Here is a 26,989-nt window from a genome sequence, read left to right on the forward strand (position 1 = left end):
GGGTCGCGGGATTCCTGATTCTTTAACATTAACGCCTAGCGTGAGGCCCAACCAACAAAAGACCACGGGCGTCAGGGGTTTCGTTGTGAGGGGCAGGGCCATAACCATGATCGGCATCGCCGCCGTTTTCGGCGCGATCTCGATCTTTGCGGCGGATTTCTGGGTCAAGAGCCAGGCAAAGGCTCAGCCCGAGGTCAAGGTCGTCTCCGTCGCGGCGCCACAGCCCAAGGTCGAGTTCAAAACCATCGTGGTGGCTCAAGCGCCGTTGCGCTACGGCATGGAGCTCGCACGGCCGCAGCTCGCCGAGATCCCGTGGCCGCAGGATTCCCTACCGCAGGGCGCTTTCCCGACGATCGACAAGCTGCTCGCCGACGGCACCCGGGTCGTGCTGTCGCCGATCGAGGTCAACGAGCCGGTGCTGCTCACCAAGCTGTCGGGACCGAACGGCCGCGCCACCCTTTCCAACCTGCTGTCACCGGGAATGCGGGCCGTCACCATCCGCACCGATGAGATCGCCGGCGTCGGCGGCTTCGTCACGCCGGGAGACCGGGTCGACGTCGTGCTGACGCGCGATGCGGGGGACATCCAGGAAGTATCCAAAAACGCGCAGGGYGCGGCTGGCTCGACGGTGACCTCCGAGATCGTCGTTTCCGACGCCAAGGTGCTTTCGGTCGGGCAGGGCGCGGACGAGCGCAAGACCGAGCCGCAGGTCGCCAATTCTGTGACCATCGAGGTGACCAACGAAGGGGCGCAGAAAGTGGCGCTTGCCCGCACCGTCGGCACCTTGTCGCTGTCCTTGCGGTCCGCGGCCGACGCCAGCACCAGCAATGGCGGGCTTACGACCATCTCGTCCTTCGGCGGTTCGGTCGCCGCAAAGGCGCAGGCGAGCGCCGCCTCGCTCGTCAGCGCTGTGACGACGGAATCCGACGAGCCGAAATTCAAGACGGTGATCGTGACGCGTGGCGAAAAAGTCGAGGAATACAAGGTTCCTTCACGGGAACCGCCGCAGGAACTGCAGCAATAGCCGGTGGGGACCGGCGGGGACGGGGCAACAGATGTTCGGGTTTGATGCATTTCGGACGACCGGGGGATGGCGTCTTCTCGGCGCGATCGCGCTGGCGGCGGCAATGCTTGGCGTCGCCGCGCCGGCAAGGGCGGGCAACGACGTCGTCTATGTCTCGGCAAACAGGAACGCCTCGATCAAGGTCGCCAAGGGCAAGCCGAAGACGATCATGACGAGCGCCGCCTTCTATCAGATCGTCATCGGCGATCCGGAGATCGCCAACGTCAATCCGCTGACCGACAAGTCCTTCTACGTGCTGGGCAACAATCTGGGCACCACGGGTATCGCCCTGTTCGACCAGAACAAGCAGCTCGTCGGCACCATCGACATCGAGGTGACGCTGGATACCGACCAGCTGGCCAGCACCATCCGCGCCAGCGTGCCCGACGCCAAGATAAAGGTCGGCTCGGCAAACGGCCGCGTCGTGCTGTCGGGCGAGGCCGACGACGCGGTCGCCRCCGACAAGGCCAGCAAGATCGCGTCGCGCTTTTCCGGCAACGAGGAAGTCATCAACTCGGTCAACATCTCGTCCTCGCAACAAGTGCAGCTCAACGTCCGTTTCGTCGAGATCAACCGCCAGGCCGGGCAGGATCTCGGCGCCAAATACGGCGCCAACTTCGCGTTCGGAATGGGCGGCCGCAACGTCTCCATCGATCCCGGCAAGGTGACGGAGGCTGGCACAGGCGAGATCATCGGCCGGCTGCTGTCGAACGGCGTTTCGATCGACATCGCCATCAAGGCGTTGGAGGAACGCGGCCTGGCGCGGCGGCTTGCCGAACCCAACCTGATCGCTCGTTCAGGCCAGACGGCGAGCTTCCTTGCCGGCGGCGAGTTCCCGATCCCGGTTTCAGAGGACAATGGCAAGATTAGCGTCACCTACAAGAAGTACGGCGTCGGCCTCGATTTCACGCCAACGGTGCTGAAGGACGGGCTGGTCAGCCTCGACATCGCGCCGGAAGTGTCCTCGATCGACCCGTCGGCTTCCATCCAGGTCAGCAGCGGCATTTCCATTCCGGCCTTCATCGTGCGCCGTGCCAGGACATCGGTCGACCTCAAGAATGGCCAGAGCTTCATGATCGCCGGTCTTCTGCAGTCGCAGAACGACATCACGACGTCGCGGGTGCCGGGGATCGGCAAACTGCCGGTGCTCGGTCCTCTGTTCTCCTCGAAGTCCTATCAGCGGCGCGAGACCKATCTGGTCATCATCGTCACGCCTTACCTGGTCAAGCCGGTCGATCCGTCGAAGAAGATGGTCGAGCCGACCGACGGCACCCAGCCGGCAAGTCCCGCCGATTATTTCCTCAACAACACCGAGGAAGTGGACGCCTCGGCGCCGAAGCGTCCGGTGGCGCTGGCGGACGGCAGCGCCGCCCGTCCGGTGGCCGCAATCACGTCCGGCCACTTCCTCGATCTGCCGAAGGACTAAGGCCATGCGCAGCGCCCCTTGGATTGCTCTATTCCTGGCCGGATTCGTGAGCGGCTGCACAAGCGACGACTACGTGCGCACCGAAGGCGTGACGCCGGGAGTCGGCAACGCGCAGGCGTCCAACACCGCCATGCAGATGGTCGACCCATGGAAGTACGGCGTACAGAACACCAAGCTTCTGGTGCCGGCCCAGCGTCCGGGTTCGGAGAGTGCTGCCGTCGGCGCGAAAGCCGGCTCCGCGCCGTCATCGACGACATCATCATCGACCACATCGAACTGATGGGCTGACGCCGATGGCATCTGGCAGCAAGACAAAGAAGATCCTGCTCGTTTCGACGGACCGGGCGTTTCTGCAAGACACGCGGACCGCTTTCGCGACCTCCGAGATCATCGAGCTTTTGACGCTGGAAAAGAGCGTCAACGAGCTGCGCGGCGAAATCCTCGAAGCGGACTTCGGCACGGTCATCGTCGACATGGACGCGGCCAAGCTCGAGGAAATCGAGTCGCTGCAGCGCGTCATGCGACGGCTGGAAGGCAGCGTTCCGGTGGTCGTCGTCACCCAGGAATTCAACGCGGCGGCGGTGCGCATCCTGGTGCAGCTCAAGGTCGCCGACTTCCTGGTCAAGYCGATCACCACGGCCGACCTCGTGCGTTCCGTCGTCCGTGCGCTGCAAGGGCCGGGGCGGGACGAGAACACCGAATCGCACGTCTATACCTTCATGCCGGCCGCCGGCGGCGTCGGCACCACCACGCTCGCCTTGCAKACGGCCTTCCAGCTGCATCATTCGGTGACGCGCGGCGCCTCGACATGCGTCGTCGACCTCAACTTCCAGCAAGGCGCCTGCGCCGAATATCTCGACCTCGAACCGCGCTTCGACATCACGGAAATCGAGAACCAGCCGGAGCGCCTCGACCGGCAATTGCTCGACGTGATGYTATCCAAGCATGCGAGCGGGCTGTGCGTGCTTGCCGCTCCCACGCGCCCGTCCGACATGCGCTCGTTCAAGACCGATGTCGTGGTGCGCATGCTCGACCTCGTGGCGGCTTATTTCGACAATGTCGTCATCGACATGCCGCGCACCTGGTTCCCCTGGACCGAGACGGTGCTGCTGGGTTCCAACAAGCTCTATATCGTCGCCGAGATGACGGTGCCGTGCCTGCGCCATACACAGCGTCTCATCCAGGCCGTCTATGAGACCGCCGGCAAGGAGGTGAAGCCCAATGTCATCGTCAACCGCTTCGAGCAGAAGATGTTCGACAGCGGCATCAAGCAGGCTGACGTTCAGGAGATACTCGGCGAACATTTCGTCGGCGGCATCTCCAACAATTACCGGCTGGTGCGCGAGGCGGTCGACCGCGGCGTGCCGCTGCACGCCATCGACCCCAACGCCAATGTCGTCAACGACCTGAAGAAGATCATCCTGCCGGAGGAGGCCGTCCAGACCACGGTCAAGTCGAAGTCGCTGTTCGGCCTGGGCAAGGGCTTGGTGAAGAGGAAGGCAGGATGACCAGCCRCTWTTCCAACCTGCAGAGCCGCGACGTACGTCCGCAGCGGGCGCCGGAACCCGCGCCTGTCACGCACAATGCAGTCGTCATCCCGACGACCCGCAAGCCGGCGCCGCCGCGGCCTGAAGCAGCGCCTCAAAAGAGCGTCAACAAGGTGCTGGACGCACGTGTGCGCATCCATCGCATGCTGCTCGAAGAGATCAACCTCGTAGCGCTGGAGCGGCTGCCCCGGGATGAAATGCGCCGGCAGGTGCATGAATTCGTCTCGGAAAAGACGCGCGAGGAGCGGATGGCGATCAACATCGCCGAGCTCGACGCGCTAGTCGACGACATCGTCGACGAAATGGTCGGCCTCGGCCCGCTGGAGCCGCTGCTCAAGGATCCCGAGATCAACGATATCCTGATCAACGGCCACCAGAACTGCTTCGTCGAAAAGCGCGGCAAGCTGCAGCAGGTCCACATCCCGTTCAAGGATGAGGCGCATCTGCTTCGAATCATTAACAAAATCGTTGCGGCGGTCGGCCGGCGCGTCGATGAATCGCAGCCGATGGTCGACGCCCGCATGCTCGACGGTTCGCGCTTCAACGCGGCGATCCGTCCGGTCGGCGTCGACGGGCCGCTGGTATCGATCCGCAAATTCTCCAAGAATAAGCTCGGCCTGCACAAGCTGGTCGAATTCGGCGCCATCACCCAGAACATGGCCGAGGTGCTGGCGGCGGCGGTGCATGCCCGCAAGACCACAATCATCTCCGGCGGCACCGGCACCGGCAAGACGACGATGCTCAACGCTTTGTCGGCCTTCATTCCGGAAGACGAGMGCCTGATCACCATCGAGGACGCGGCCGAGCTGCAATTGCAGCAGCCGCATGTCGCTCGCATGGAAACGCGYCCCGCCAATATCGAGGGCCACGGCGAATTGAAGCAGCGCGACCTCGTCAAGAACGCGCTGCGCATGCGTCCCGACCGCGTCATCCTCGGCGAGTGCCGCGGCGAGGAAGCCTTCGATATGCTGCAGGCGATGAACACCGGTCACGAAGGCTCGATGGCCACCATCCATGCCAACACGCCGCGTGACGCCATCTCGCGCCTGGAACAGATGCTCGGCATGACCRGCATGCCGATGACCGTGCAGTCGATCCGCAGCCAGATCTCCAGCGCCATCGACATCATCGTGCAACTGACGCGCCTTTCCGACGGCAAGCGCAAGGTGACCAGCGTCGCCGAGGTGACCGGCATGGAAGGCGACGTCATCCAGATGCAGGAGATATTCCGCTTCGTGCGCACCGGCATGGAGGCGGACGGCAAGATACTCGGGCACTTCGAAGCGACCGGCATCCGCCCGCGCTTCCTGGAGGACCTGCGCAACATGGGCATCGAATTCCCGGGCAAATATTTCGAACCCGGCCGGCCRCAGGATTAGGCCGGTGCTGGACGGTTTCAGCCCTATTTACGCCGTGTACGCCGCAGCGGCGCTCACCGGCATCATGATCGCCGAGGGCCTTTATCTGCTCTATGCCGGGCGCAGCGACAAGCRCACGGCCATCAACCGCCGCATGAAGCTCGCGGAGAACAAGATCAGTCAGGAGCAGGTCCTGATCCAACTGCGCAAGGAGCGCGGGATAGACGGCGGCAGCTCCATCTTTTCCCTCGATCGCTTCCGCGCCCTGCGCACGCAGTCCGGCATGACCACGCCGCTGCCGAAGTTCCTGACGATCACATCGGGGATCGCTCTCGCGCTGGCGTTTTTAGGCATATGGAAGGGCTTGCCGCTCCTGTTCGGCCTGATCCTGTTTGTCGTGCTGCTGCCGGTCCTGCCGGTGATGGCAATGCGCTTCATGCGCAAGCGCCGGCACAAGCGGTTCGGGATGCAATTGCCCGAGGCGCTTGAATTGATCACGCGCGGCCTGAAGGCCGGCCATCCGGTGCCGGTGGCGATTGCCATGGTGGCGCGCGAAATGGGCGATCCGATCGGCACCGAGTTCGGCGTCGTCGCCGACGAGGTGACCTACGGCTCCGACCTGGTTTCGGCGCTGAACAATCTCTTCGACCGGGTGGGCCATGAGGACTTGCCGCTGTTTGTCACGGCGGTGTCGATCCAGAGCAGTTCAGGCGGCAATCTGCGCGAGATCCTGGACGGCCTGTCGGYGACGATCCGCGACCGTGGCAAGCTGCGCCRCAAGGTGCGCGCCATTTCGACGGAAGGCCGCATGTCGGCTTACATCCTGACCGCGGTGCCGGTGCTTCTTTTCACCGCCATCATGGTGCTGATGCCGCAGTTCTATCAGGATGTCTGGGACGTGCCGAAGACCTGGTACATGCTGGGCGGCTCCATCATCTGGCTGCTGCTCGGCAACGCCATCATGTTCAAGATGTCGAATTTCRAGTTCTGAAATGGAAGACGCCATCCGCTTCCTCGCCTCGCTCGCGCCGACCTCGCTGGTGCCGGTCRCCGTGCTGCTGCTTGTGCTGGGCGCCGGTGCCGTCGCCTGGCCGCTGGTGCTCGCCAAGGGCGATCGCGACGAGGTCAAGCGCCGGCTGAAGGTCGAGACATCGCAGCCGGCCGAGCAGGCGGAGTCCTCGCCCAAGAAGAGCACCAACGCCGTGCGCGAGAAGGCGGTGAAGCGGGCGCAGGAATTCTACGCCAAGAGCGACCCGGAAAATGTCGCCAGGCTGCGCCTGAAACTGATCCAGGCCGGCTATATGGAACCGCGCGCCGTCGGCATGTTCTTCCTCATCCGGTTCGCCACCCTGGTCGGCGCGGCGCTCGGCGCTTTCCTGATCAACCACTGGGCGGCCAGCGCCGAGTCGACCATGACCAGCCGCTGGACCTTCATCATCCTGTCGGGCGCCGGCGGCTATTTCCTGCCGGGCCTGGTGCTGACGCAGAAGGTTCGGGAAAAGATGCGCGAATACCGCAACGGCTTTCCCGATTTCATGGATTTGATGATCGTCTGCTCCGATGCCGGCATGAGCATGGAGGCCGGCATCGAGCGGGTCTCCAAGGAACTTGCCAGGACCTATCCATCGCTCAGTCAGAACCTGATCCTGGTGTCGCTGGAATTGCGGGCCGGGCGGAGCCTCGACGACGCGCTGAAGGCGCTTGCCGACCGCCTCAGCCTGGACGAGGTTCGCTCCTTCGCGACGCTCTTGCAGCAATCCAAGGAACTCGGCACCAGCCTGTCGGGCTCGCTGCGCGTCTTTTCCGACGAGATGCGGCACAAGCGCATGTCGATGGCCGAGGAGAAGGCGCATGCCCTTCCGGCCAAGATGTCGGTGCCGGTGACGGTCTGCATCCTGCCGGTGGTGCTGATGATCGCCATCATACCGATCGTCGTGAAGCTGACCGCGCACTGAGGGTTCAGGTGAGGCCGGCCTGACCTGAACCTGGCGGCACCCCAGGAGCGCTGGTTAACGCATCCCTTGCGCGCAACCAAAATTTAGCTGCATTTCGGCACCGAAGCTTAATCGCTCTCCTGTAAGGTTTTTCCTGAAGAACGACCCGGCAAATCGGGCGATGGGGCAGGGGCATGCGTCAGAGACTTCCCAGGGCAGCGGCGGCGTTGGCGGCCGTCTTGATGATCACCGGCTGCACGACGAACGCAGACGTCGACACGACCAAGACCACGGCGATCCAGYCGGTGGCCAAGGATGTCAGCGCCAGCGACCTCGTCGAAGGCAAGGCGCAGTTCCGCGAGGCGAATTTCGGCCTTGCCGAGCAGCATTTTCGCAAGGCGGTCGAACTCAAATCCGACAATGCCGAGGCCTGGATGGGGCTTGCCGCATCCTATGACGAGCTCGGCCGTTTCGACTTCGCCGATCGCGCCTACGCGCAGCTGTTGAAGGTCGCCGGGCGCAAGCCGCAGATCGTCAACAATATGGGTTACTCGCAGCTCCTGCGCGGCAACAAGAAAAAGGCGCGCGCGCTGCTGCTCGAAGCCAAGGCCGGCATGGCCGACCAGACGGTGGTCAACRCCAACCTGGCGCTGCTCGACAAGGGCTGATCCGCCTTCACGCCTGCCGCCCCGAAGAGCCGGCGCCGACATTTCGCTCGGCATGTCGACGGTTTGTAAACCCTGTGCCGAGGTAGCGGCAGGCGCCGGCCGAAAACGGTTTGCGCAGGCCGCAGGCAATCTACATTGAGAAGCGACGAGACTCCCCGAGAGGCAGTTCTTCACCGATGTTGGATTTCAGCTCGCTTCTGCTCGCGGCGGCACTGTCGGGCGCATGCCTCAGCATCACCCTGTTTGCGATCTGGTTCACCGCGCCCCGGGCGCGTTTCATGCCCACGGTCGCCTGTGGCATACTCGTGCTGGTCGCCCATGTCGTCCTGTTCTGGCGTTACACCAAGGACGCCAGCCCCTGGCTTTGCCAGATCGTGCTTGCGCTGCTCAGCCTCGGCTTCCTCCTCATCTGCCTGTCGGCCATGCAATATCTCGGCTTTCGCGCCTACCGCCGCGCCGTCCTGCCGACACTTGCGGCCATGGCCGCTTGCGCCGCTTTGACCTATCTCGGTTTCGACGGCATCGGCTTCCAGATCACCTACGCGGTGGTGACGGCGCTGCTCGCCGCGATCGGTGCGATGTTCTGGGTGAAGGGCGATCACGACCGGCGGATCCTGCTTGTCGTCTCGTTCCTGAGCGGCGCTTGCGGCGTGTCCTTCGCGCTGTGCGGCCTGATGCTGCTCGCCCATGGGCAATGGGCCCTTGGCGCCGCGCCCGACAATTGGGCGGAGCGGTTGAACTCGGTCGTCGCGGTTGCCTGCATGACCGGCCTCGGCGCGCTGACGCTGTCGCTGCACCATCTGCAGGCGCAGATCGAGCTCAAGGCCGAGACGATGACCGATCCGCTGACCGGACTGATGAACCGCAGGGCGCTCAACGAGCTTTACGGCGACCGCAGCTTCGGTCCGTTCATGGCGATCGCCATGTTCGATCTCGATCATTTCAAGATGACCAACGACGTCTTCGGCCACCCCGTCGGCGACGAGGTCCTTTGCCRCTTCGCGGCAGTGATCAAGAAATACGGCAGGGCAGGGGTCGACGCCTTCCGCTTGGGCGGCGAGGAATTCGCGCTCGTCATGTCGCGTATGACACCGGAAAAGGCGTATGACATGGCAAGCCGGATCGGCGTCGCCTTCGGCACCGAGATCGTGCCTACCCATCGCGGCCCGCTGCGCAGCAGCGTCAGCGGCGGCATGGGATTCGGCTCGGCCGCGGGGCGCCCCCTGGACGCGGTGCTGGCGCAAGCCGACGCCGCGCTTTATGCGGCCAAGCGTGCCGGGCGCAACCGTGTCATCGTTCAGGACAGAGCGGGCCAGCCCGGTGCCGGGCCGGCCCTGAAAAGCGCCTGAACCTTGTCCGCTATTCGGCGGCGCCGAGATATTCCGACAGCGGCGGGCAGGAGCAGACCAGGTTGCGGTCGCCGGCGACGTTGTCGATGCGCGAGACCGGCGGCCAGTATTTCGCCGCCAGGTCGGCGTCGCCCGCCGGATAGGCCGCCTCCAGCCGCGAATAGGGATGCTTCCACTCACCCGCGAGCGCTTCCGCCGCGGTGTGCGGGGCGTTGACCAGCGGGTTGTCGGCGAGCGGCCACTCGCCCTTCGCCACTTTCGCCGCCTCGCCGGCGATGGCGATCATCGCCTCGCAAAAACGGTCGAGTTCGCGCTTGGGCTCGGACTCGGTCGGCTCGACCATCAGCGTGCCGGCAACCGGGAACGACATGGTCGGCGCGTGGAAGCCGTAGTCGATCAGGCGCTTGGCGATATCGTCGACGGTGATGCCGGCGCTTTCCTTGAGCACGCGGGTGTCGAGAATGCACTCATGCGCGATGCGGTCGCTTCGGCCCTTGTAGAGCAGAGGGTAGTGCGGCGCGAGGCGCGTCGCCACATAGTTGGCCGAAACAATCGCCGTCTCGGTCGCCTGCTTGAGGCCGGAGCCGCCCATCATGCGGATATACATCCAGGTGATCGGCAGGATGGACGCGCTGCCGAAGGGTGCGGCGGCAACGGCATGCGCCGAGCCTTCCGCGACATGACCCGGCAGGTAGGGCTTCAGATGCGCCCTGACGCCGATCGGGCCGACGCCCGGGCCGCCGCCGCCATGCGGAATGCAGAAGGTCTTGTGCAGGTTCATGTGGCAGACGTCGGCGCCGATGTCGCCGGGGCGGGCAAGGCCGACGAGCGCGTTGAGGTTGGCGCCGTCGAAATAGACCTGGCCGCCATGCTCGTGGATCAGCGCGCAGAGATGGCGCGCGCCTTCCTCGTAGACGCCATGCGTCGAGGGATAGGTGAACATCAGCGCCGCGAGGTTCTTCGAATGCTCGTTGGCCTTGGCCCTCATGTCGTCCATATCGATATTGCCGTCGTCCAGGCAGCGCACGACGACAACGGTCATGCCCGCCATCGCGGCGCTCGCCGGATTGGTGCCGTGCGCCGAAGACGGGATCAGGCAGACCGTGCGGTGGCCTTCGCCGCGCGCGCGGTGATAGGCGCGGATGGTGAGCAGRCCGGCATATTCGCCCTGGCTGCCGGCATTGGGCTGCAGGCTGACGGCGTCGAAACYGGTGATCTCCGACAGCCAGGTCTCCAGGTCGCCGRCCATCTCGCGATAGCCCGCCGAATGGCCGGCCGGCGCGAAGGGATGCAGGTTGGCGACGCTCGGCCAGCTCACCGGCATCATCTCGGCGGCGGCGTTGAGCTTCATGGTGCAGGAGCCGAGCGGGATCATGGCGCGGTCGAGCGCGAGGTCCTTGTCGGCCAGCCGGCGCAGGAAGCGCATCATCTCGGTTTCGGAATGGTTGTCGTGGAAGACCGGCTGGGTCAGGAACTCCTTGCCGCGCGGTTTGCCGGGCATCGAGYCGCCACCGACGCCGGGCTTGGCTCCGAAGAGGCCTGYGATCGCCTCGAGATCGGCCTCCGTCGAGGTCTCGTCGAAGGCGACACTGACGCGGTCGGCATCGATGACGCGCAGCAGCCTGCCTGTCTTCTCGGCGGCGGCGGCTATTGCCGCGGCCTTGCCGTTCACTTCGGCCGTCACCGTGTCGAAGCGGCTCGTGCCGAGCACCGAAACGCCCGCCGCCCTGAGACCGGCGGCAAGACGATCGGCAAGGCTATGGATACGACCGGCGATCGCCTGCAGGCCGGCGGGCCCGTGCCAGATCGCATAGGCCGTCGCCATGTTGGCGAGCAGCGCCTGCGCGGTGCAGATGTTGGAGGTTGCCTTGTCACGGCGGATGTGCTGCTCGCGCGTCTGCAGCGCCAGCCGGTAGCCGGGACGGCCCTTGGTGTCGATCGACTGGCCGACGAGGCGGCCGGGCATCAGACGGGTCAGCTTGTCGGAAACGGCGCAATAGGCCGCGTGCGGGCCGCCAAAGCCCATCGGCACGCCGAAGCGCTGCATCGAACCGACGGCGATGTCGGCGCCGAGCTTGGCCGGAGCGTCCGTCAGCGTCAGCGCCAGCGGGTCGGCGATGAAGACGACCAGCGCGCCGGCGGCGCGGGCCTTCTCGATCGCCGCCTTGTGATCGCCATAGACACCGAACGTATCCGGCCAGGAGACGAGCAGCGCGGCGGTGTTGTCGTCGATGGTCTCGCCGTCGACCTCGGTGCCGAGAGRCTCGGCGCGGGTGCGCACGACATCCAGCGTCTGCGGATGCGGCGCACCCRCAAGCGCCACCTTGGTGCGTTTGTCGCGGTGGTGGCGCAGCGCAATGCCCACGGCTTCGGCGACGGYGGTGGCTTCATCGAGCAGCGAGGCGGACGCCACCGGCAGGCCGGTCAGCTCGGTGACCAGGGTCTGGAAGTTGAACAGCATTTCCAGCCGGCCCTGRCTGATCTCGGCCTGGTAGGGCGTGTAGGCCGTATACCAGGCCGGATTCTCGAACATGTTGCGCTGGATGACCGGCGGCACGTGGACGCCGTGATAGCCGGCGCCGATGAAGCTCTTCAGCACCGTGTTCTTCGCCATGATCGCAGACAGTTCGGCCAGCGCTTCCGCTTCGCTCGCCGGAGCGGGCAGGTTGAGCGGTTGGTCGAGGCGGATCGATCTCGGCACGGCCTGGCTGATCAGCGTTTCTACGGACGGAACGCCGAGCACGGCAAGCATGGCTCTGACATCATTGACGCCCGGGCCGATATGGYGGGCCGAGAAGGAAGTAAGCGCTGCGGTCATGTCTTTATGTCCTGATGTCAGCCGATATGGGCTTTGTAGGCGRCCTCATCCATGAGGCTGTTGAGCTGGCTTTCGTCGGAAAGCTTCATCTTCCAGAGCCAGCCGTCGCCGGTCGCTGCCGAATTGACCAGCGAGGGGTCGGCCGACAGCGAAGCGTTGGCCTCGGTGATCTCGCCGTCGACCGGCGCGTAGACGTCCGATGCCGCCTTGACGGATTCGACGACCACGGCCGTATCGCCCTTGGCGAGCTTGCGGCCGATCTCTGGCAGCTCAACGAAAACGAGGTCGCCAAGCTGTTCCTGCGCATAGTCGGTGATACCGACAACGGCGACGCCGCCTTCGACGCGGAGCCATTCGTGATCTTGCGTGAAATAGGTCTTTGCCATCTGGAAATCATCCTTTGCGGTAGCGGTGTGGGGTGAAGGGCAGGGACGTGACGTCGACCGGGATTTTCGTCCCGCGGACATCGGCGAAGAGTTTGGTGCCGGCTTTGGCCAGCGCGGTGTCGACGTAGCCCATGGCGACCGGGTGGCCGGTCGAGGGGCCGAAGCCGCCGGACGTGACATGGCCGGCCGGATTGCCGTCGGCATCGACCAGCGCCGCGCCGGCGCGAACCGGCTGGCGGCCGTCGGGCTTCAGGCCGACGCGTTTCTGCGACGGCCCGCGCTCGAGGATCGAGCGCAGCGCGTCGGCGCCGATGAAATGGCCGGCGGCACGGACGTCCTTGGAGATCGCCCACATCAGTCCGGCGCTTGCCGGGTCGATTTCCGGCGTCAGGTCATGGCCATGCAGGCAAAGACCGGCCTCGAGCCGCAGGCTGTCGCGGGCGGCGAGGCCGATCCACTGCACTCGCTCGTCCGCCAGGAGTTTGACGACGAGATCGCGCGCGTCCTTCTCAGGCAGGCCGATCTCGAAACCGTCCTCGCCGGTGTAGCCGGAGCGGCTCATGAACCAGTTTTGCCGCGGCTCGATGCCGTGCATGAAGAGCAGCGAGCCGGTTTCGATGCCGGCCCGCGCTAGCGCCGCCCAGGCGTCCGGCCCCTGGATCGCCAGGAAGACCCGGTCGAGCGGCTCGACCTTGGCATCGAAATCGGCGGCCAGCGCGCGCAGATGCTTCTCGTCCTCCACCGCGTTGCCGGCATTGGCCACCACCATGAACCGGTCATCGCCAAGGCGCGTCACGATCAGGTCGTCGATGATGCCGGCCGCCTCGTTGAGGAAAAAAGTGTATTTGGACTGCGAGATGCCCAGCGCGCCGGCATCGAGCGGGCAGGCGCGGTTGAGAAGCACTGCAGCGGCCGGACCGCTGACCTCGAACAGCTTCATATGCGAGATGTCGAACAGGCCGGCATGTTCGCGCGTGTGAAGATGCTCCTTCATCACGCCGGGCGGGTATGTCAGCGGCATCGACCAGCCGGCGAAGGCGCCGAAACGCGCTCCCGCGGCCTGATGCAATTCCTCMAGGGGCAGATGTCTGGTGTCTTCGCCTGTCATGTCTTCTCCAGAGTCGCACGCAATCGACCGCCGCAGGCGGCCTAGTTCGTGCCCCTCTGTCTGAAGCCTGAGAGACTCGCGCCCCGTAACTCTGTCGGCAGCGCTTACACCTTCGGCGCGGGGCTAGCCCCGACTTTCCAGAGTTGTCTTTCCCGTCCACGGTTCTTTTGCCTGAGAGATTTCGGGCGATTTCCCCTTCGGCGACAGCTCRCGCTGCTCTCTCCCGCAAACAGGTGGGACTCAGCCACTGAGCCCCCGACGCGCCATCCATAGCCCGTCGGCGACACCTTGTCACCTCCTGGCGACATCAAAGGTTGCATCGATATTCAGATGGGGCCGGCCTGCAAAATGCCGGCCTCCTGAGCTGGCGAGGCCGAATGGCTGGCCGAGCGCGTCGGCGGCGGCCAGCGGCCGCTGTGCGACAACGAGCGCGCGCTGYTGACGCTGATCAAGCACGCTGCGCCGGAAATCCATCCGGCGCTGAAGCCGCTGCTGGATAAGGTGGCTTAGGGCGGTTTACCGTTTCACGGAACGGCGAACCGCTCGATCTTCTTGTTTTGACGCAATTCCGCGCGGAAAACCGCAGGCACTTTTCCTGGAATTGCTCCAAGCTTACGGCTTCGGCTTGGTCTGGTCCGGCTTGGCCTGGTCCGGCTTGGCTGAGGTATCGAAGCGCGACATCCATTTGAAGCCGCCGAACCAGTACCGACGGACACCGGCGATGGTGCCGTCGGCGGTGCGCGCGCCGACCCAGTTGTTGACGTATTGGATCAGGCGGATGTCGTCGGGGCGCATAGCGAAGGCTTCCGGCGTGCGCAGAAGCGGGCCGCCGACCAGCCTGAATTTCGCATCGTAGAGTCTTGCCGCCATCTGCGGCGTCGGCGACGTGGCGACCATCGCCTGGGCGTCGCCGCCGATGATCGCGGCAAAGACGGCRGTGGTGTTGTCGAAGGACAGGATGTTTGCCTTCGGAAAGGCTTCCTTGGCTGCCGCCTCGTCCGTGGAATTGGACAGCACGGCGATCTTGTACCCCGGCGCCGTCAGCGCCTTTCCCGGCCTTTTGCCGAGGCTGGCTATCGAGGCCACCATGCGAATGTCGGCGGTGCCGGTCGGATTGGAGAATACAACTTCGCGGGCGCGCTCAGGCGTGCTGGCATAGCCTGCGGCGATCAGATCGAAATCGCCCTTGAGCAGACGTGCCTTCAGGTCGTTCCACGGCACTTCGACCAGTTTCAGGTCGACGCCGAGATCGGATGCCAGCGCGCTGGTCAGGTCGACATCGTAGCCCGCGAATTTGCCATCCGCATTCTTGAGGATCCATGGCGGGTTGAGCGCCACACCGACCGTCAGTGTCTTCTTGTCGATGACGCGCTTCAGGCTATCGTCCGCGTGGGCCGGCAATAACGCCAGCCAGGCAGAGAGAACAAGTATGATCGCCGCGACCATTTTGTTAGCGCGCATGAATATATCCTCGCTGCAGTTTGTCTGGTTGTAAGACTTACACAGAGGTGCCATTCTGTCGATAGCGAAACCAATTGGAGACTTGCGATGTCGGCGCGGATGGCGGTTACCGGTTCGACTATGTTCCTGGCCTGCCTCCTGGGCAATCCGACGCAATTGTCGCTGCTGCCCGATGCCGCGCAGGCCGCGGGTCCGATGCGCCTGGTCTGCTCAAGTTCCAACTATCGCTACTCCTATTGCGGGATCGACACGCGTGGCGGCGTGCAATTGACCAACCGGCTGTCGAAGTCGCGTTRCCAGTTCGGCACAAGCTGGGGCTATGACGGCGGCGGCATCTGGGTGGACAAGGGCTGCTCGGCGCAATTTCTGGTTGCCGGCTCCGGCCGCGGGCCGTCTCCCTCCGGCCGCAGGCCTTCTCCCGGCGATGCGGCGGCCGCCATCATCGTCGGCGGTATCGTCGGCGCCATCCTCGACAACAATGACAGGCACGGTCGCCATTCGGACAATTACTATCCGAGGCCGAAGCCGCGCCGCGACGATCGATGGATTGACCCGACGCCGCAATTCGACAGGGACGGCAATCCCAATTTCGATACCCACGGCAACTATCAGGGATGCCACGGCATGGGCTGCATGGTGGWCAATCCGGATGCGATGGGGGACGCGCCGCCCGAGCCGGGTCAAACCACTTTCGAAAGTTCGGACGATTGATCGCGTCGCAAAGCCGCGCGGGCTGAACGTCAGCCTCGTCCGGTCGCCGCCTACCGGGAACCGATCGTCTTGCAAAGGATGATGTTGGAATGGCCTTCGGGCCATCCGCTGAATTCGGCCATGCGCGCGAAACCAGCCTTTTCGTACAAGCCCGGCGCCTGGAAGTCGTGTGTCGAAGCCCATATCCGCAGCGAGCCGCGCGCGGCGGCTTCCGCGACGAAGGCATCGAGCAGCTTCCTGCCGTGGCCAAGGCCTCGATAGGCCTCGTCGACCCACATCAGCTTCAGCTCGGCAATGCCGGCCCAGGAATAGCCGGCGGCGACCCCGACGGCGCGCCCTTTTTCATCCCGCAGCGCAAAGACGAGGGCATGGTCGTCATCGCGCCCTGTGACACGCCGGTTGTCACCGTTGAGGCGTTCCTCGAAGGCACTGAGCTCGGCCGGCGCAAGATCGTGCTCCGGCTGAAGCGAGGGGCCATCAAATCCCGCCATACCAGTCGTAGCCATTGTCCTCCCAATAGCCGCCGCGACCGCCGCCGACATTGGCGAAACTGTCGACCAGCTCGATCTTGGAAAGGTATTTCGGCATCTTGTAGCCAAGCTGGCGCTCGACCCGCACGCGCAGCGGCGCGCCGTTCTCGACCRGCAAGGGCTTGCCGTTCAGGCCATAGGCCAGAATCGTCTGCGGATGGCGGGCGTCGATCAGGTCGATGGTGCCGTAATATTTGATGTCGCCGGACAGGCTTTGCTCGATCGTGTCGAGGCAGTGGAACATCACATAGCGCGCCTGCGGCTTGACCACAGCCTGGTCGAGCACCAGCGACAGCGGCGTGCCGGTCCACTTGGCGATGCAGCTCCAGCCTTCGACGCAGTCATGGCGGGTGATCTGCGTGCGRCTCGGCATGTTCTGCAACTGCTCGCGGGTCAGCGACAGCGGCTTCTCGACCAAGCCTGAAACCTCCAGGCGCCAGTCGGCGAAATTGTTGGCGAGCAGGCCCTTATAGGTGTCGTCGTCGGGCGCGGTGACGCCGTTCGGCCGTTGCGGCTGGCGGATGTCGGCTTCGGTGAATTCCGGCGCCAGCGCGTCGCGGCCGGCGAGCAGGCGCTGCGCGCGCCAGGTCAGGCCATTGRCGTTTTCGAGGAAGCTGCGCAAGCCGCCGCCGATGCCGAGACCGCTGTCGAAGGCATCGCAGCCGGACAGCGCGATGCCGGACAAGCCGAGGCTGCTGGCGGTCAAGAACTTTCTTCGGCTCATTTGGAGCTTGGGGCTGATCTGGAATTTTGCCATGTCAGGCGCTCCTCTCGGTCGGCTGGTCGGGTTTTTCCGGCGGGTCGGTGCGGTACCAGCCGGTGATGATCGAACGCAGCTCGTTGATCGGGCCGGCGGCAAGGATCATCAGGATGTGGACGACGAAGAAAAGGACGAGCAGCACCATGACGGTGAAATGGATGGTGCGCGCCGTTTGCCTGCCGCCGAGGATTTCGTTGAGCCAAGGCAATACCGAATCCATGCTCGGCGACATTGCGAGGCCGGTGACGATCATCAGCGGCAGAGCCACGAAGAGCACGCCGCCATAGGCCATCTTCTGYAGCGTGTTGTATTCCCTCGTGTGGTGGAACTTCAGCTTCGCGTGATCGACGATGTCGCGCGGCAGCTTGCGCAGGTCCGACACGCGAGGGGCGAGATCGCGGCGGATATGGCCGTTGATCAGGCCGGCGACCAGCCAGACGAGCAGCGTCGTGGTCARGATCCAGGCGAAGAAGAAATGYACGACGCGAGCGGTGCCGAGATCGTAATAAGACGGGATCGTCGCCCAGGATGGAAAGGCGCGCGGCGTCTCTTGTCCCGGCGGACCCGACCAGCCGAGCACGCCGGTGGTGTCGAAGCGATGGCCGAAGATTTCAGTGAAGCCGCGCGGACCGCTGGCGGTGTTTTCGGCGCCGATCTGGAGGATGGTGTTGTTGAATTCGAAGCCGGACTGCTTGCCGATATAAAGCTGCGGCCGCGCATTGAAGATCTGCAGGCCGGAAAGCAGCATGAAGAACAGCGAGAAAGCCCAGATCCAATGGGTCAGCCGCGTCCAGCGCGATTGCCGATAGATGAGGGTCGTGTCCTTGCCGGCCGCCTCGCTGGCGGATCGGTTGTTGGCAACAGTGTCCATCTTGCCTCCGGCCGCCATCGGGAAGCGGCTTTTCAGGTCATTGTCTCCCCCTCAATACGTCGCCGCACAAGGCAATGTTTCATGCGATCACGGATTTATTACGGAGAGCCCAGRCTGACCGCGAGGTTGACCGCCGCCGCCACGATCACCGTGTTGAAGAAAAAGGTCAGGATCGAATGAACAAGCACGACCATGCGCATCTGCGACGTGGTGATGGCCGTGTCGGCGGTCTGCGCCGTCATGCCRATGACTGTCGCGAAATAGAGGAAGTCCCAACCTTCCGGCCGCCTGCCGCCGGGAAAATCGAGCCCGCCGACGGGCACTTTTCTCTGGCTTTTCATGTCGATCTCGTCGCCGTCTTTCCAGTAGACATGCGCGTAGTGCAATGATGCCATGGCATGGATGGTGAACCAGCCGAGCGGGATCGACAACATGGCAAAGCCGAGCTGCCAGKGGTGCGTGGCGGCTCTCTGGTTGATCAAAAGAAACAGCGAGACGATGGCCGCAATGACGACGAAGAGCGTGACGGCGAAGATAAGCAGGACGGGCAGGTCTGTCGCCCGTGCGTTCTTGCTGAGATAGCGGCCGGTAAGGCTGGGCATCAGGGTCAGCACCAGGGCGATGTAGCTCACAAAGAACACATTGGCGCCGATGGAGTAGGGCAGGGGCCAGCGCAGCAACAGGGCAAGCAGCAGCGCGACGATGCCGATGGCGGCGGCGAGGGCGAACTGCATGTGCCGATGCATCGGCGTCTTGAGATCGTCACCCATGGCCCGAGGCCCCTGAAGACGTTGGATCAATCCGGTGTGACGGATTTCAAGGCACGCCGCAAGATGCGGTCGAGCTCGCCGAGAAACTGCGACCTGTCCTTCTGCGTGAAGGAGGCGTTGAAGCCCCGGCTTTCGCCTGTTTCCCGCAAATGCTGCTTCAAATCGCGCATCGCCACCGCCATGCCGATGGTCTCCGGCGTGAAGGGGCGGCCGGTGGGTCCCAGCACATGCGCGCCGAGCGCCACCGTGCGCGCCGCCAGCGGGATGTCGGCCGTCACCACGATGTCGTTGGCCCTGGCGTTCTCGACGATCCAGTCGTCCGCCGCATCAGCGCCCTTGGAGACGACGACGTTGCGGATCATCGGATCGCGCGACGGACGCAGGCCGCCATTGGAAACGTAGGTGACGGCGACGCCATGGCGCTCCGCGACCTTCCCGACCTCGGCCTTGACCGGGCAAGCGTCGGCATCGACGTAGATAATGGGTGCGGGCATCGTTGCTTCCAAACAAATATGGGGCCGGCGTGTCAGCCAGCCCCATGGCAGAAATCGCAGGATTTGTCAGGCCGCCAAGGCTCCCGACTTCTTAGCGGTCCAGGTGGCGATATAGTCCATCAGGCCGGGGCTGAGGCAGTCATAGGGCTCCAGCCCGATCGACTTCAGCTGGCCGCGGATACCGTCCATGCGGCTCGGGTCGACGCCGGATTCGATGATCGAGGAGACGAAGGCGGCAAAGCCCGGCGGCGACCAGCCGTCCTCCTCGAAGCGCTCGGGATGGATGAAGGACAGGCCCTTGAAGGGATGGTCGCGCTCGACCGGGCCGTACATGTGGACGCCGCAGCCGGTGCAGGCATGGCGCTGGATCAGCGCCGAGGGATCGACCACCTTGAGCTTGTCGCCGTTCTCGGTGACGGTGACGTCGCCGGTGCCGGCAACGGCCACGACCGAGAAGATGGCGCCTTCCGGCTTCCAGCATTTGGTGCAGCCGCAGGCGTGGTTGTGGGCGATCTGGCCCTTGACCTTCACCTTCACCGGCTTCGAGGTGCACAGGCAAACCAGCGTGCCGCCGGTAAAGGATGCGCTTTCCTTCGGCAAGCCGTTGTCGATCGAGTGATGCAGTTTCTCGGCCATTCCAACTTCCTCCCATGTTTGACCACAGAGGTCGCGGGCTTTCCGGCCTGCGGCCTGGTGGCTTTCCTCAATAAACCACGACGCTGCGGATCGACTTGCCCTCATGCATGAGGTCGAAACCCTTGTTGATGTCCTCGAGCTTCAGCGTGTGGGTGATCATCGGGTCGATCTGGATCTTCTTTTCCATGTACCAGTCGACGATCCTCGGCACATCGGTGCGGCCGCGCGCGCCGCCGAAGGCGGTGCCCATCCAGGTGCGGCCGGTGACCAACTGGAAAGGCCTGGTCGAAATCTCCTGGCCGGCGCCGGCAACGCCGATGATGACCGACTTGCCCCAGCCGCGATGCGAGGCCTCCAGCGCCTGGCGCATCACCTTGGTGTTGCCGGTGCAGTCGAAGGTGTAGTCGGCGCCGCCGATCTGGTCGGCGCCGCGCTTGGTCATGTTGACCAGGTAAGGCACGATGTCGCCGTCGATCTCCTTCGGATTGACGAAATGCGTCATGCCGAACTTCTCGCCCCAGGCCTTCTTGTCGTTGTTCAAATCGACGCCGATGATCATGTCGGCGCCGGCAAGGCGAAGCCCCTGGATGACGTTCAAGCCAATGCCGCCGAGGCCGAAGACCACGGCGGTGGCGCCCTGCTCGACCTTGGCCGTGTTGATGACGGCGCCGATGCCGGTGGTCACCCCACAGCCGATGTAGCAAATTTTGTCGAAGGGGGCGTCGGGATTGACCTTGGCCACCGCGATCTCGGGCAGCACGGTGAAGTTGGAGAAAGTCGAGCAGCCCATATAGTGGAAGAGTTTTTCGCCCCCGACCGAGAAGCGCGAGGTGCCGTCCGGCATCAGGCCCTGACCCTGCGTGGCGCGGATGGCGGTGCAAAGGTTCGTCTTCCTCGACAGGCAGGACGGGCACTGCCGGCATTCGGGCGTGTAGAGCGGGATGACATGGTCGCCCTTCCTGACCGAGGTCACGCCCTTGCCGACATCGACGACGATGCCGGCACCCTCATGGCCCAGGATCGCCGGGAAGATGCCTTCCGGATCGGCGCCCGACAGCGTGAATTCGTCGGTATGGCAGATGCCGGTCGCCTTGACCTCGATCAGCACCTCGCCTTCGCGCGGCCCTTCGAGGTCCACCTCCATGATCTCCAGCGGCTTTCCGGCACCAACAGCAACGGCGGCACGCGTTTTCATGAGGCACTCCTCCCAACGATCTGTAAGTTTTAGCTAACGGCAAGCTGCCCGTRGCGAATGCCAGCCTGCCATCCCTTTGATGTTGGAATAACCTTAGCGAGTTCCGCGTCGGCGGCCAACGTCTCTTGCGACGTTTTTCGGCGCGGTTTCTGCAATCGGCGCCAGTCGGGGAAGCCGACCCGCGGACACTTGAGGCGCGCCGGAATTATCCATAGAACTGGACCGCTTCGCCGGAGGAACGACATCCGAATGTTCAAGAAGATCCTGAWCGCCAATCGCGGCGAGATCGCCTGTCGCGTGATCAAGACGGCGCGCAAGATGGGGATTGCCACGGTCGCCGTCTATTCAGACGCCGACCGCGACGCCGTGCATGTCGAAATGGCCGACGAAGCGGTGCATATCGGGCCTTCGCCAGCGGCGCAAAGCTATCTGTTGCCAGAGAAGATCATCGCCGCCTGCAAGGAAACCGGCGCGCAGGCCGTGCATCCGGGCTATGGGTTCCTGTCCGAGCGCGCCTCCTTCTGCGAGGCGCTGGAGAAGGAAGGCATCGTCTTCATCGGGCCGAAGCCCAAGGCCATCAAGGCGATGGGCGACAAGATCGAATCGAAGAAGTTCGCCAGCGAGGCCAAGGTCTCGACCGTGCCTGGGTGGCTGGGTGTCATCGAAGACGCCGACCATGCCGAGAAGATCGCCGGCGAGATCGGCTATCCGGTCATGATCAAGGCCTCGGCTGGCGGCGGCGGCAAGGGCATGCGCATCGCCTGGAGCAAGGCGGAGGTGCGCGACGGTTTTGAGCGGGCGCGTTCGGAAGCGAAAAGCTCCTTTGGCGACGACCGCGTCTTCATCGAGAAGTTCGTCGTCGACCCTCGCCACATCGAGATCCAGGTGCTGGCCGACGCGCATGGCACCGCCCTTTACCTTGGCGAGCGCGAATGCTCGATCCAGCGCCGTAACCAGAAAGTGGTCGAGGAGGCGCCTTCGCCATTCCTCGACGCCAAGACCAGGAAGGCAATGGGCGAGCAGGCGGTGGCGCTGGCGAAAGCCGTCGACTATCAAAGCGCCGGCACGGTCGAGTTCATCGTCGACAAGGACAAGAATTTCTATTTCCTTGAAATGAATACGCGATTGCAGGTCGAGCACCCGGTGACCGAATTGGTCACCGGCATCGACCTGGTCGAGCAGATGATCCGCGTCGCCGCCGGCGAGAAGCTCGGCATCAAGCAGAGCGACGTGAAGCTGAACGGCTGGGCGGTGGAAAGCCGCCTCTATGCCGAGGATCCTTTCCGCAACTTCCTGCCGTCGATCGGCCGGCTGACCCGTTACAGGCCGCCGGAAGAGGGCGCGTTCGGCAACGTCGTGATCCGCAACGACACCGGCGTCACCGAAGGGTCGGAGATCTCGATGTTCTACGACCCCATGGTGGCGAAGCTCTGCACCTGGGCGCCGACCAGGCTCGAGGCGATCGACGCCATGTCGGAGGCGCTGGACAGCTTCGTCGTCGATGGCATCGAGCACAACATCCCGTTTCTTTCGGCGCTGATGCAGCACCCGCGCTGGCGCGAGGGACGGCTGTCGACAGGCTTCATCGCCGAGGAATATCCGGATGGTTTTTCACCGGTCGCGCCGGATGGCGAGGAGAGGGCGGTATTCGCCGCCGTCGCAACGGCGATCGAACTTTTGCGCCGCGACCGGCTCGACCGCCTGAGCGGCCGGCTGGCGCCGCATTCCGGTCACCTCAAGCGCGACTGGGTGGCGAAGATCGGCGCCGATTATCTTCCGGTGGCGATCGTCGACGGCATGGTTTCCATCCCGATGGAGGTCGATCTGTCGATCGACGGCGGCACGCCGCTGACGGTCACTTCCGACTGGYGGCCGGGCGACGCGATCTGGCAGGGCACGGTCGGYGGCCACAGCATCGCCGCCCAGATCCGCCCCGCGCTGAACGGGCTGCGGATTGCCTGGAAAGGCATGTCGGTGACCGCGCGCGCCATGCTGCCGCGCACGGCTGAGCTTGAAAGGCTGATGCCGGAGAAACTGCCGCCGGACACCTCGAAGATGCTGCTCTGCCCGATGCCAGGTCTCGTCGTCTCGATCGCCGTCGCCGAGGGCCAGGAGGTCAAGGCCGGCGAGACGCTGGCCGTGGTCGAAGCGATGAAGATGGAGAACGTGCTGCGCGCCGAACGCGACCTCACGATAGCCAAGCTCAAYGCCAAGCCCGGCGATAGCCTCGCGGTCGATGCCGTGATCATGGAGTTCGCCTGAGAAGAGGCGGTACCGGGTCGCAAGCCTGTGCCTGCGGGTCTTTTGTGCTGGACTGGCATGGCCCAGTCCGGGACAATACATCTGCATGGATTTTGAGTCTTTGGGACAGCGCGAAAAAACATGGCGGATGAACGACTTCCACGCGACCCGTTGCAGCGCGAAGCAGCCGTGAAGGCCGCGCGGCCGGAAGCGCCGGCACGCACCTTCATCCATCTGCGTGTGCATTCGGCCTATTCGCTGCTCGAAGGCGCGCTACAGCTCGGCGCGATCGTCGGCCATGCCGTCAAGGACGAGGCGCCGGCGATCGCGGTCACCGACACCAACAACCTGTTCGGCGCGCTCGAATTCGCGCAGAAGGCGGTCAAGGACGGCATCCAGCCGATCATCGGCTGCCAGATCGATCTCGCCTTTTCCGGCGAGGCGACCGATGGCCAGCGCGACCGCCGCCGACTTGGGCCGGACATGTCGCCGGTCGTGCTGATCGCCGCCAGCGAGGCTGGCTATGCCAATCTCGTGCGGCTGATCAGCAAGGTTTATCTCGAGACGCCGCCCGGAGAGCCGGTGCACCTTACCAGCGCCATGCTGGAAGGCCGGTGCGACGGACTGATTTGCCTGACTGGCGGCCCGCGCGGYCCGATCGGCAGCGCGCTCAAAGCGGACCGGCGCGACCTCGCCGAACAGCGGCTGCTGTTCCTCAAGGGCCTGTTCGGCGATCGTCTCTATGTCGAATTGGAACGCGTCGCCGGCTACGACCGGATGGTCGAAAAGTCGACGGTCGACCTGGCCTACACGCACGACCTGCCGCTGGTCGCCACCAACGAGGCGTTCTTCTCCAAGCGCGAGGACTATGAAGCGCATGACGCGCTGATTGCGATCGCCGAAGGCTCGGTGGTGGCCGCGGACAATCGCCGGCGGCTTTCACCGGACAATTTCCTGBGCAGCCAGGCGGACATGGCTCGACTCTTCTCCGRCCTRCCGGAAGCGATCGACAACACGGTCGAGATCGCCATGYGCTGTTCCTACTATCCGAAGAACCGCAGCCCGATCCTGCCGCGCTTCACCGGTGCCGACGCCGCCGACAAGGACGCGGCCGAGAAAGCCGAGGCGGCAGAGCTTGCCCGGCAAGCGCGAGAGGGGCTGGAGAAGCGGCTTGCGGCGCATGGGCCGAYGCCGGGCTATACCGTCGAGCAATATCGCGAGCGGCTCGAATTCGAGCTCGGCATCATCGAGAAGATGAAGTTCCCCGGTTACTTCCTGATCGTCGCCGACTTCATCAAATGGGCCAAATCGCAAGGCATCCCGGTTGGGCCGGGGCGCGGTTCGGGCGCCGGCTCGCTGGTCGCCTATTCGACCACGATCACCGATATCGACCCGCTGCGTTTCTCGCTGCTGTTCGAACGCTTCCTCAATCCGGACCGCGTCTCGATGCCGGACTTCGACATCGACTTCTGCCAGGACCGGCGCGAGGAAGTCATCCGCTACGTCCAACAGAAATACGGGCGCGACCAGGTCGGCCAGATCATCACCTTCGGTACGCTGCAGGCGCGCGCGGTGCTGCGCGACGTCGGCCGCGTGTTGCAGATGCCCTACGGCCAGGTCGACAAGCTCTCCAAGATGGTGCCGCAGAACCCGGCCAATCCGGTCAAGCTCGCGGACGCCATCGCCAACGAACCGCGCTTCGCCGAGGAGGCGGAGAAGGAGCCGATCGTCCAGACCCTGCTCGACACGGCGCAGAAGCTYGAAGGCCTCTACCGCCACGCCTCGACGCACGCCGCCGGCATCGTCATCGGCGACCGGCCGTTGTCCGAGCTGGTGCCGATGTACCGCGATCCGCGCTCGGACATGCCAGTCACCCAGTTCAACATGAAATATGTCGAGCAGGCGGGGCTGGTGAAGTTCGACTTCCTTGGCCTGAAGACGCTGACTGTGCTGGAAACGGCGGTGAAGCTCATCCGCCGGCGTGGCGTCGACATCGATCTCGCCACGATCCCGCTCGACGACAAGGACACGTACGCCATGCTGTCGCGCGGTGAAGTGGTCGGCGTGTTCCAGGTTGAAAGTGCCGGCATGCGCAAAGCGCTGATCGGCATGCGTCCGGACTGCATCGAGGACATCATCGCGCTGGTGGCGCTCTACCGTCCCGGCCCGATGGAGAACATCCCGACCTACAACGCCAGAAAGCATGGCGAGGAGGAGATGGCCTCGATCCATCCCAAGATCGACCATCTGGTGAAGGAGACGCAAGGCGTCATCGTCTACCAGGAACAGGTGATGCAGATCGCGCAGGAGCTTTCCGGCTACTCGCTCGGCGAAGCCGATCTGCTGCGCCGCGCCATGGGCAAGAAGATCCGCGCCGAGATGGACAAGCAGCGCGAGCGCTTTGTTTCCGGCGCGGTTGAGCGGGGCGTCTCCAAGCCGCAGGCCGACTTCATCTTCGATCTTCTGGCCAAATTCGCCGACTATGGCTTCAACAAGTCGCACGCGGCTGCCTACGCCGTCGTTTCTTACCAGACCGCCTATCTCAAGGCGCATTACCCGGTCGAGTTCCTGGCCGCGTCGATGACGCTCGACATGAGCAACACCGACAAGCTGGCCGATTTCCGCCAGGACGCGATGCGCCTCGGCATCGAGGTGGTGGCGCCGTCGGTGATGACCAGCTTCCGCCCGTTCGAAGTCGGCGAGAACAAGATCTTCTATTCGCTGGCGGCGCTGAAAGGCGTGGGCGACGCGGCGGTCGAGCACATCGTCGAGGTGCGCGGCGAGAAGCCGTTCAAGAACCTTGCCGATTTCTGCGAGCGCGTCGATCCGAAGATCGTCGGCAAGCGCGTCTTCGAAAGCCTGATCATGGCCGGCGCGCTGGATTGCTTCGGCCACGACCGCGCCCAGATGATGGCCGGCGTCGAGCGGATGATGGGGCTGGCCTCGCTGGCGCAGCAGAACGCCATCTCCGGCCAGGCCGACATTTTCGGCGCATCGCTTGGGAGTCAGTCGCAGGCGCTCAACCTGCCCGCGACCGATCCTTGGCTTGCCGCGGACCGGTTGCACCGCGAGTTCCAGGTGGTGGGCTTCTACCTCTCGGCGCATCCGCTGGATGAGTACAAGGCGGCGCTCCAGAAGATGCGGGTGCAGAACTGGGCTGAATTCTCGGCCGCCGTTAAACGCGGAGCAACCAATGGGCGGCTCGCCGGGACGGTCACTTCCAAGCAGGAGCGCAAGACCCGAACGGGCAATAAAATGGGGGTAGTGCAGTTTTCCGATACAACAGGCCAGTATGAGGCTGTTCTGTTTTCCGAGGGCTTGGCGCAATTTCGCGATATGCTGGAGCCCGGCAACTCGGTAGTCATCATGGTTTCCGCGGAGGATAGGCCCGAAGGCATCAATCTGCGCATTAATGCAGTGCAATCACTGGATGATGAAGCCAGTCGGATCCAGAAAGCATTACGCATCTTTGTTAGAGATGATCGCCCATCACCGACTATTCAATCACAGCTCAAACAGCGCGGTGACAGTCAGGTTAGCATCATCGTGCTTAAGGGTGCAGAGGGCGAGGTCGAGATCGATCTAGGTCGCTATCGTATTTCGCCACAAATCGCATCTGCCATGCGCGCGGTGCAAGGTGTCGTCGAAGTAGAGCTGGTTTAG

At 64.1% G+C, this 26,989-nt stretch carries 23 protein-coding genes and 1 riboswitch; of the genes, 12 read left to right on the forward strand and 11 right to left on the reverse strand.

Going from position 1 to position 26,989, the window contains the following annotated elements:
* Window positions 1-106: 106 nt before the first annotated feature.
* From cpaB to LCM4576_RS10600, 9 genes are all read left to right on the forward strand, one after another.
* Window positions 107-1,024 carry a Flp pilus assembly protein CpaB gene (gene cpaB / locus LCM4576_RS10560; RefSeq protein WP_071032037.1) on the forward strand — a complete coding sequence of 306 codons (918 nt, stop codon included), beginning with the start codon at window positions 107-109 and terminating at the stop codon, window positions 1,022-1,024.
* A gap of 31 nt (window positions 1,025-1,055) precedes the next feature.
* Entirely contained in the window at window positions 1,056-2,489 is a 1,434-nt protein-coding gene (locus LCM4576_RS10565; protein WP_071032038.1) for a type II and III secretion system protein family protein, read from the forward strand.
* Window positions 2,490-2,493: 4 nt separating this feature from the next.
* On the forward strand, window positions 2,494-2,769 hold the full coding sequence (locus LCM4576_RS10570; protein ID WP_041007223.1) for a hypothetical protein: 276 nt from the start codon (window positions 2,494-2,496) through the stop codon (window positions 2,767-2,769).
* Between the two features lie 13 nt (window positions 2,770-2,782).
* The gene (locus LCM4576_RS10575; RefSeq protein WP_071032039.1) at window positions 2,783-3,997 is read left to right on the forward strand and encodes a response regulator/pilus assembly protein; all 1,215 of its coding nucleotides are present in this window, start codon (window positions 2,783-2,785) and stop codon (window positions 3,995-3,997) included.
* Window positions 3,994-5,415 carry a CpaF family protein gene (locus LCM4576_RS10580; RefSeq protein ID WP_071032040.1) on the forward strand — a complete coding sequence of 474 codons (1,422 nt, stop codon included), beginning with the start codon at window positions 3,994-3,996 and terminating at the stop codon, window positions 5,413-5,415. The genes LCM4576_RS10575 and LCM4576_RS10580 overlap by 4 nt, the downstream gene beginning before the upstream one ends.
* A 4-nt stretch (window positions 5,416-5,419) precedes the next feature.
* Window positions 5,420-6,385: a type II secretion system F family protein gene (locus LCM4576_RS10585; protein ID WP_071032041.1), complete on the forward strand. Its 966-nt coding sequence runs from the start codon at window positions 5,420-5,422 to the stop codon at window positions 6,383-6,385.
* Window position 6,386: 1 nt separating this feature from the next.
* Complete coding sequence (locus LCM4576_RS10590) at window positions 6,387-7,349, forward strand: type II secretion system F family protein (RefSeq protein WP_071032042.1); 963 nt, start codon at window positions 6,387-6,389, stop codon at window positions 7,347-7,349.
* 173 nt (window positions 7,350-7,522) lie between these two features.
* A complete protein-coding gene (locus LCM4576_RS10595) occupies window positions 7,523-7,996 on the forward strand; it encodes a tetratricopeptide repeat protein (RefSeq protein ID WP_071032043.1) in 474 nt (157 codons plus the stop codon).
* 176 nt (window positions 7,997-8,172) lie between these two features.
* The gene (locus LCM4576_RS10600; RefSeq protein WP_071032044.1) at window positions 8,173-9,345 is read left to right on the forward strand and encodes a GGDEF domain-containing protein; all 1,173 of its coding nucleotides are present in this window, start codon (window positions 8,173-8,175) and stop codon (window positions 9,343-9,345) included.
* Between the two features lie 10 nt (window positions 9,346-9,355).
* On the opposite strand, the gene gcvP is transcribed toward LCM4576_RS10600, so the two are convergent.
* The 4 genes from gcvP to LCM4576_RS10625 form a co-directional block, all read right to left on the reverse strand.
* Window positions 9,356-12,163, reverse strand: a complete 2,808-nt coding sequence (gene gcvP / locus LCM4576_RS10605; protein ID WP_071032045.1) for an aminomethyl-transferring glycine dehydrogenase — start codon at window positions 12,161-12,163, stop codon at window positions 9,356-9,358.
* A gap of 17 nt (window positions 12,164-12,180) precedes the next feature.
* Window positions 12,181-12,549: a glycine cleavage system protein GcvH gene (gene gcvH / locus LCM4576_RS10610; RefSeq protein ID WP_071032046.1), complete on the reverse strand. Its 369-nt coding sequence runs from the start codon at window positions 12,547-12,549 to the stop codon at window positions 12,181-12,183.
* Window positions 12,550-12,556: 7 nt separating this feature from the next.
* The gene (gcvT, locus tag LCM4576_RS10615) at window positions 12,557-13,657 is read right to left on the reverse strand and encodes a glycine cleavage system aminomethyltransferase GcvT (RefSeq protein WP_071032047.1); all 1,101 of its coding nucleotides are present in this window, start codon (window positions 13,655-13,657) and stop codon (window positions 12,557-12,559) included.
* Between the two features lie 149 nt (window positions 13,658-13,806).
* A riboswitch (glycine riboswitch) is annotated at window positions 13,807-13,893 on the reverse strand.
* Window positions 13,894-14,269: 376 nt separating this feature from the next.
* Window positions 14,270-15,118: a transporter substrate-binding domain-containing protein gene (locus tag LCM4576_RS10625; protein WP_157900461.1), complete on the reverse strand. Its 849-nt coding sequence runs from the start codon at window positions 15,116-15,118 to the stop codon at window positions 14,270-14,272.
* Window positions 15,119-15,205: 87 nt separating this feature from the next.
* Between LCM4576_RS10625 and LCM4576_RS10630 the strand changes: the two genes are divergently transcribed.
* Entirely contained in the window at window positions 15,206-15,829 is a 624-nt protein-coding gene (locus LCM4576_RS10630) for a DUF3011 domain-containing protein (protein ID WP_071032050.1), read from the forward strand.
* 50 nt (window positions 15,830-15,879) lie between these two features.
* Here LCM4576_RS10630 and LCM4576_RS10635 read toward each other — a convergent pair whose 3' ends face one another.
* The 7 genes from LCM4576_RS10635 to LCM4576_RS10665 form a co-directional block, all read right to left on the reverse strand.
* Complete coding sequence (locus LCM4576_RS10635; RefSeq protein ID WP_244508287.1) at window positions 15,880-16,335, reverse strand: GNAT family N-acetyltransferase; 456 nt, start codon at window positions 16,333-16,335, stop codon at window positions 15,880-15,882.
* Window positions 16,307-17,116: a molybdopterin-binding protein gene (locus LCM4576_RS10640; RefSeq protein ID WP_071032051.1), complete on the reverse strand. Its 810-nt coding sequence runs from the start codon at window positions 17,114-17,116 to the stop codon at window positions 16,307-16,309. Before LCM4576_RS10640 ends, LCM4576_RS10635 begins: the two co-directional genes overlap by 29 nt.
* 1 nt (window position 17,117) lies before the next feature.
* Window positions 17,118-17,990, reverse strand: a complete 873-nt coding sequence (locus LCM4576_RS10645; RefSeq protein ID WP_071032085.1) for a cytochrome b/b6 domain-containing protein — start codon at window positions 17,988-17,990, stop codon at window positions 17,118-17,120.
* Between the two features lie 98 nt (window positions 17,991-18,088).
* Window positions 18,089-18,760 (reverse strand): DUF1345 domain-containing protein, encoded by a 672-nt coding sequence (locus LCM4576_RS10650; protein ID WP_071032052.1) that lies wholly within the window; start codon window positions 18,758-18,760, stop codon window positions 18,089-18,091.
* A gap of 26 nt (window positions 18,761-18,786) precedes the next feature.
* On the reverse strand, window positions 18,787-19,254 hold the full coding sequence (locus tag LCM4576_RS10655) for a YaiI/YqxD family protein (protein ID WP_071032053.1): 468 nt from the start codon (window positions 19,252-19,254) through the stop codon (window positions 18,787-18,789).
* A 66-nt stretch (window positions 19,255-19,320) separates the two neighbouring features.
* Window positions 19,321-19,890 carry an S-(hydroxymethyl)glutathione synthase gene (gene gfa / locus LCM4576_RS10660; protein ID WP_071032054.1) on the reverse strand — a complete coding sequence of 190 codons (570 nt, stop codon included), beginning with the start codon at window positions 19,888-19,890 and terminating at the stop codon, window positions 19,321-19,323.
* Between the two features lie 67 nt (window positions 19,891-19,957).
* Window positions 19,958-21,085, reverse strand: coding sequence for an S-(hydroxymethyl)glutathione dehydrogenase/class III alcohol dehydrogenase (locus tag LCM4576_RS10665; protein WP_071032055.1), 1,128 nt, complete (start codon window positions 21,083-21,085; stop codon window positions 19,958-19,960).
* Window positions 21,086-21,334: 249 nt separating this feature from the next.
* Here LCM4576_RS10665 and LCM4576_RS10670 point away from each other — a divergent pair, with 249 nt between their 5' ends.
* Window positions 21,335-23,347, forward strand: coding sequence for an acetyl/propionyl/methylcrotonyl-CoA carboxylase subunit alpha (locus LCM4576_RS10670; RefSeq protein ID WP_071032056.1), 2,013 nt, complete (start codon window positions 21,335-21,337; stop codon window positions 23,345-23,347).
* Window positions 23,348-23,467: 120 nt separating this feature from the next.
* Window positions 23,468-26,989, forward strand: coding sequence for a DNA polymerase III subunit alpha (dnaE, locus tag LCM4576_RS10675; protein WP_071032057.1), 3,522 nt, complete (start codon window positions 23,468-23,470; stop codon window positions 26,987-26,989).

This window comes from Mesorhizobium sp. LCM 4576 (assembly GCF_001854815.1).
Lineage (GTDB): Bacteria > Pseudomonadota > Alphaproteobacteria > Rhizobiales > Rhizobiaceae > Mesorhizobium > Mesorhizobium plurifarium.

What these genes read in the sequence shown, in the direction of transcription:
- LCM4576_RS10665 (WP_071032055.1), bottom strand. Translation starts at nt 21,085, where the DNA reads ATGAAAACGCGTGCCGCCGTTGCTGTTGGTGCCGGAAAGCCGCTGGAG.
- gfa (WP_071032054.1), bottom strand. Translation starts at nt 19,890, where the DNA reads ATGGCCGAGAAACTGCATCACTCGATCGACAACGGCTTGCCGAAGGAA.
- LCM4576_RS10570 (WP_041007223.1), top strand. Translation starts at nt 2,494, where the DNA reads ATGCGCAGCGCCCCTTGGATTGCTCTATTCCTGGCCGGATTCGTGAGC.
- LCM4576_RS10635 (WP_244508287.1), bottom strand. Translation starts at nt 16,335, where the DNA reads ATGGCTACGACTGGTATGGCGGGATTTGATGGCCCCTCGCTTCAGCCG.
- LCM4576_RS10655 (WP_071032053.1), bottom strand. Translation starts at nt 19,254, where the DNA reads ATGCCCGCACCCATTATCTACGTCGATGCCGACGCTTGCCCGGTCAAG.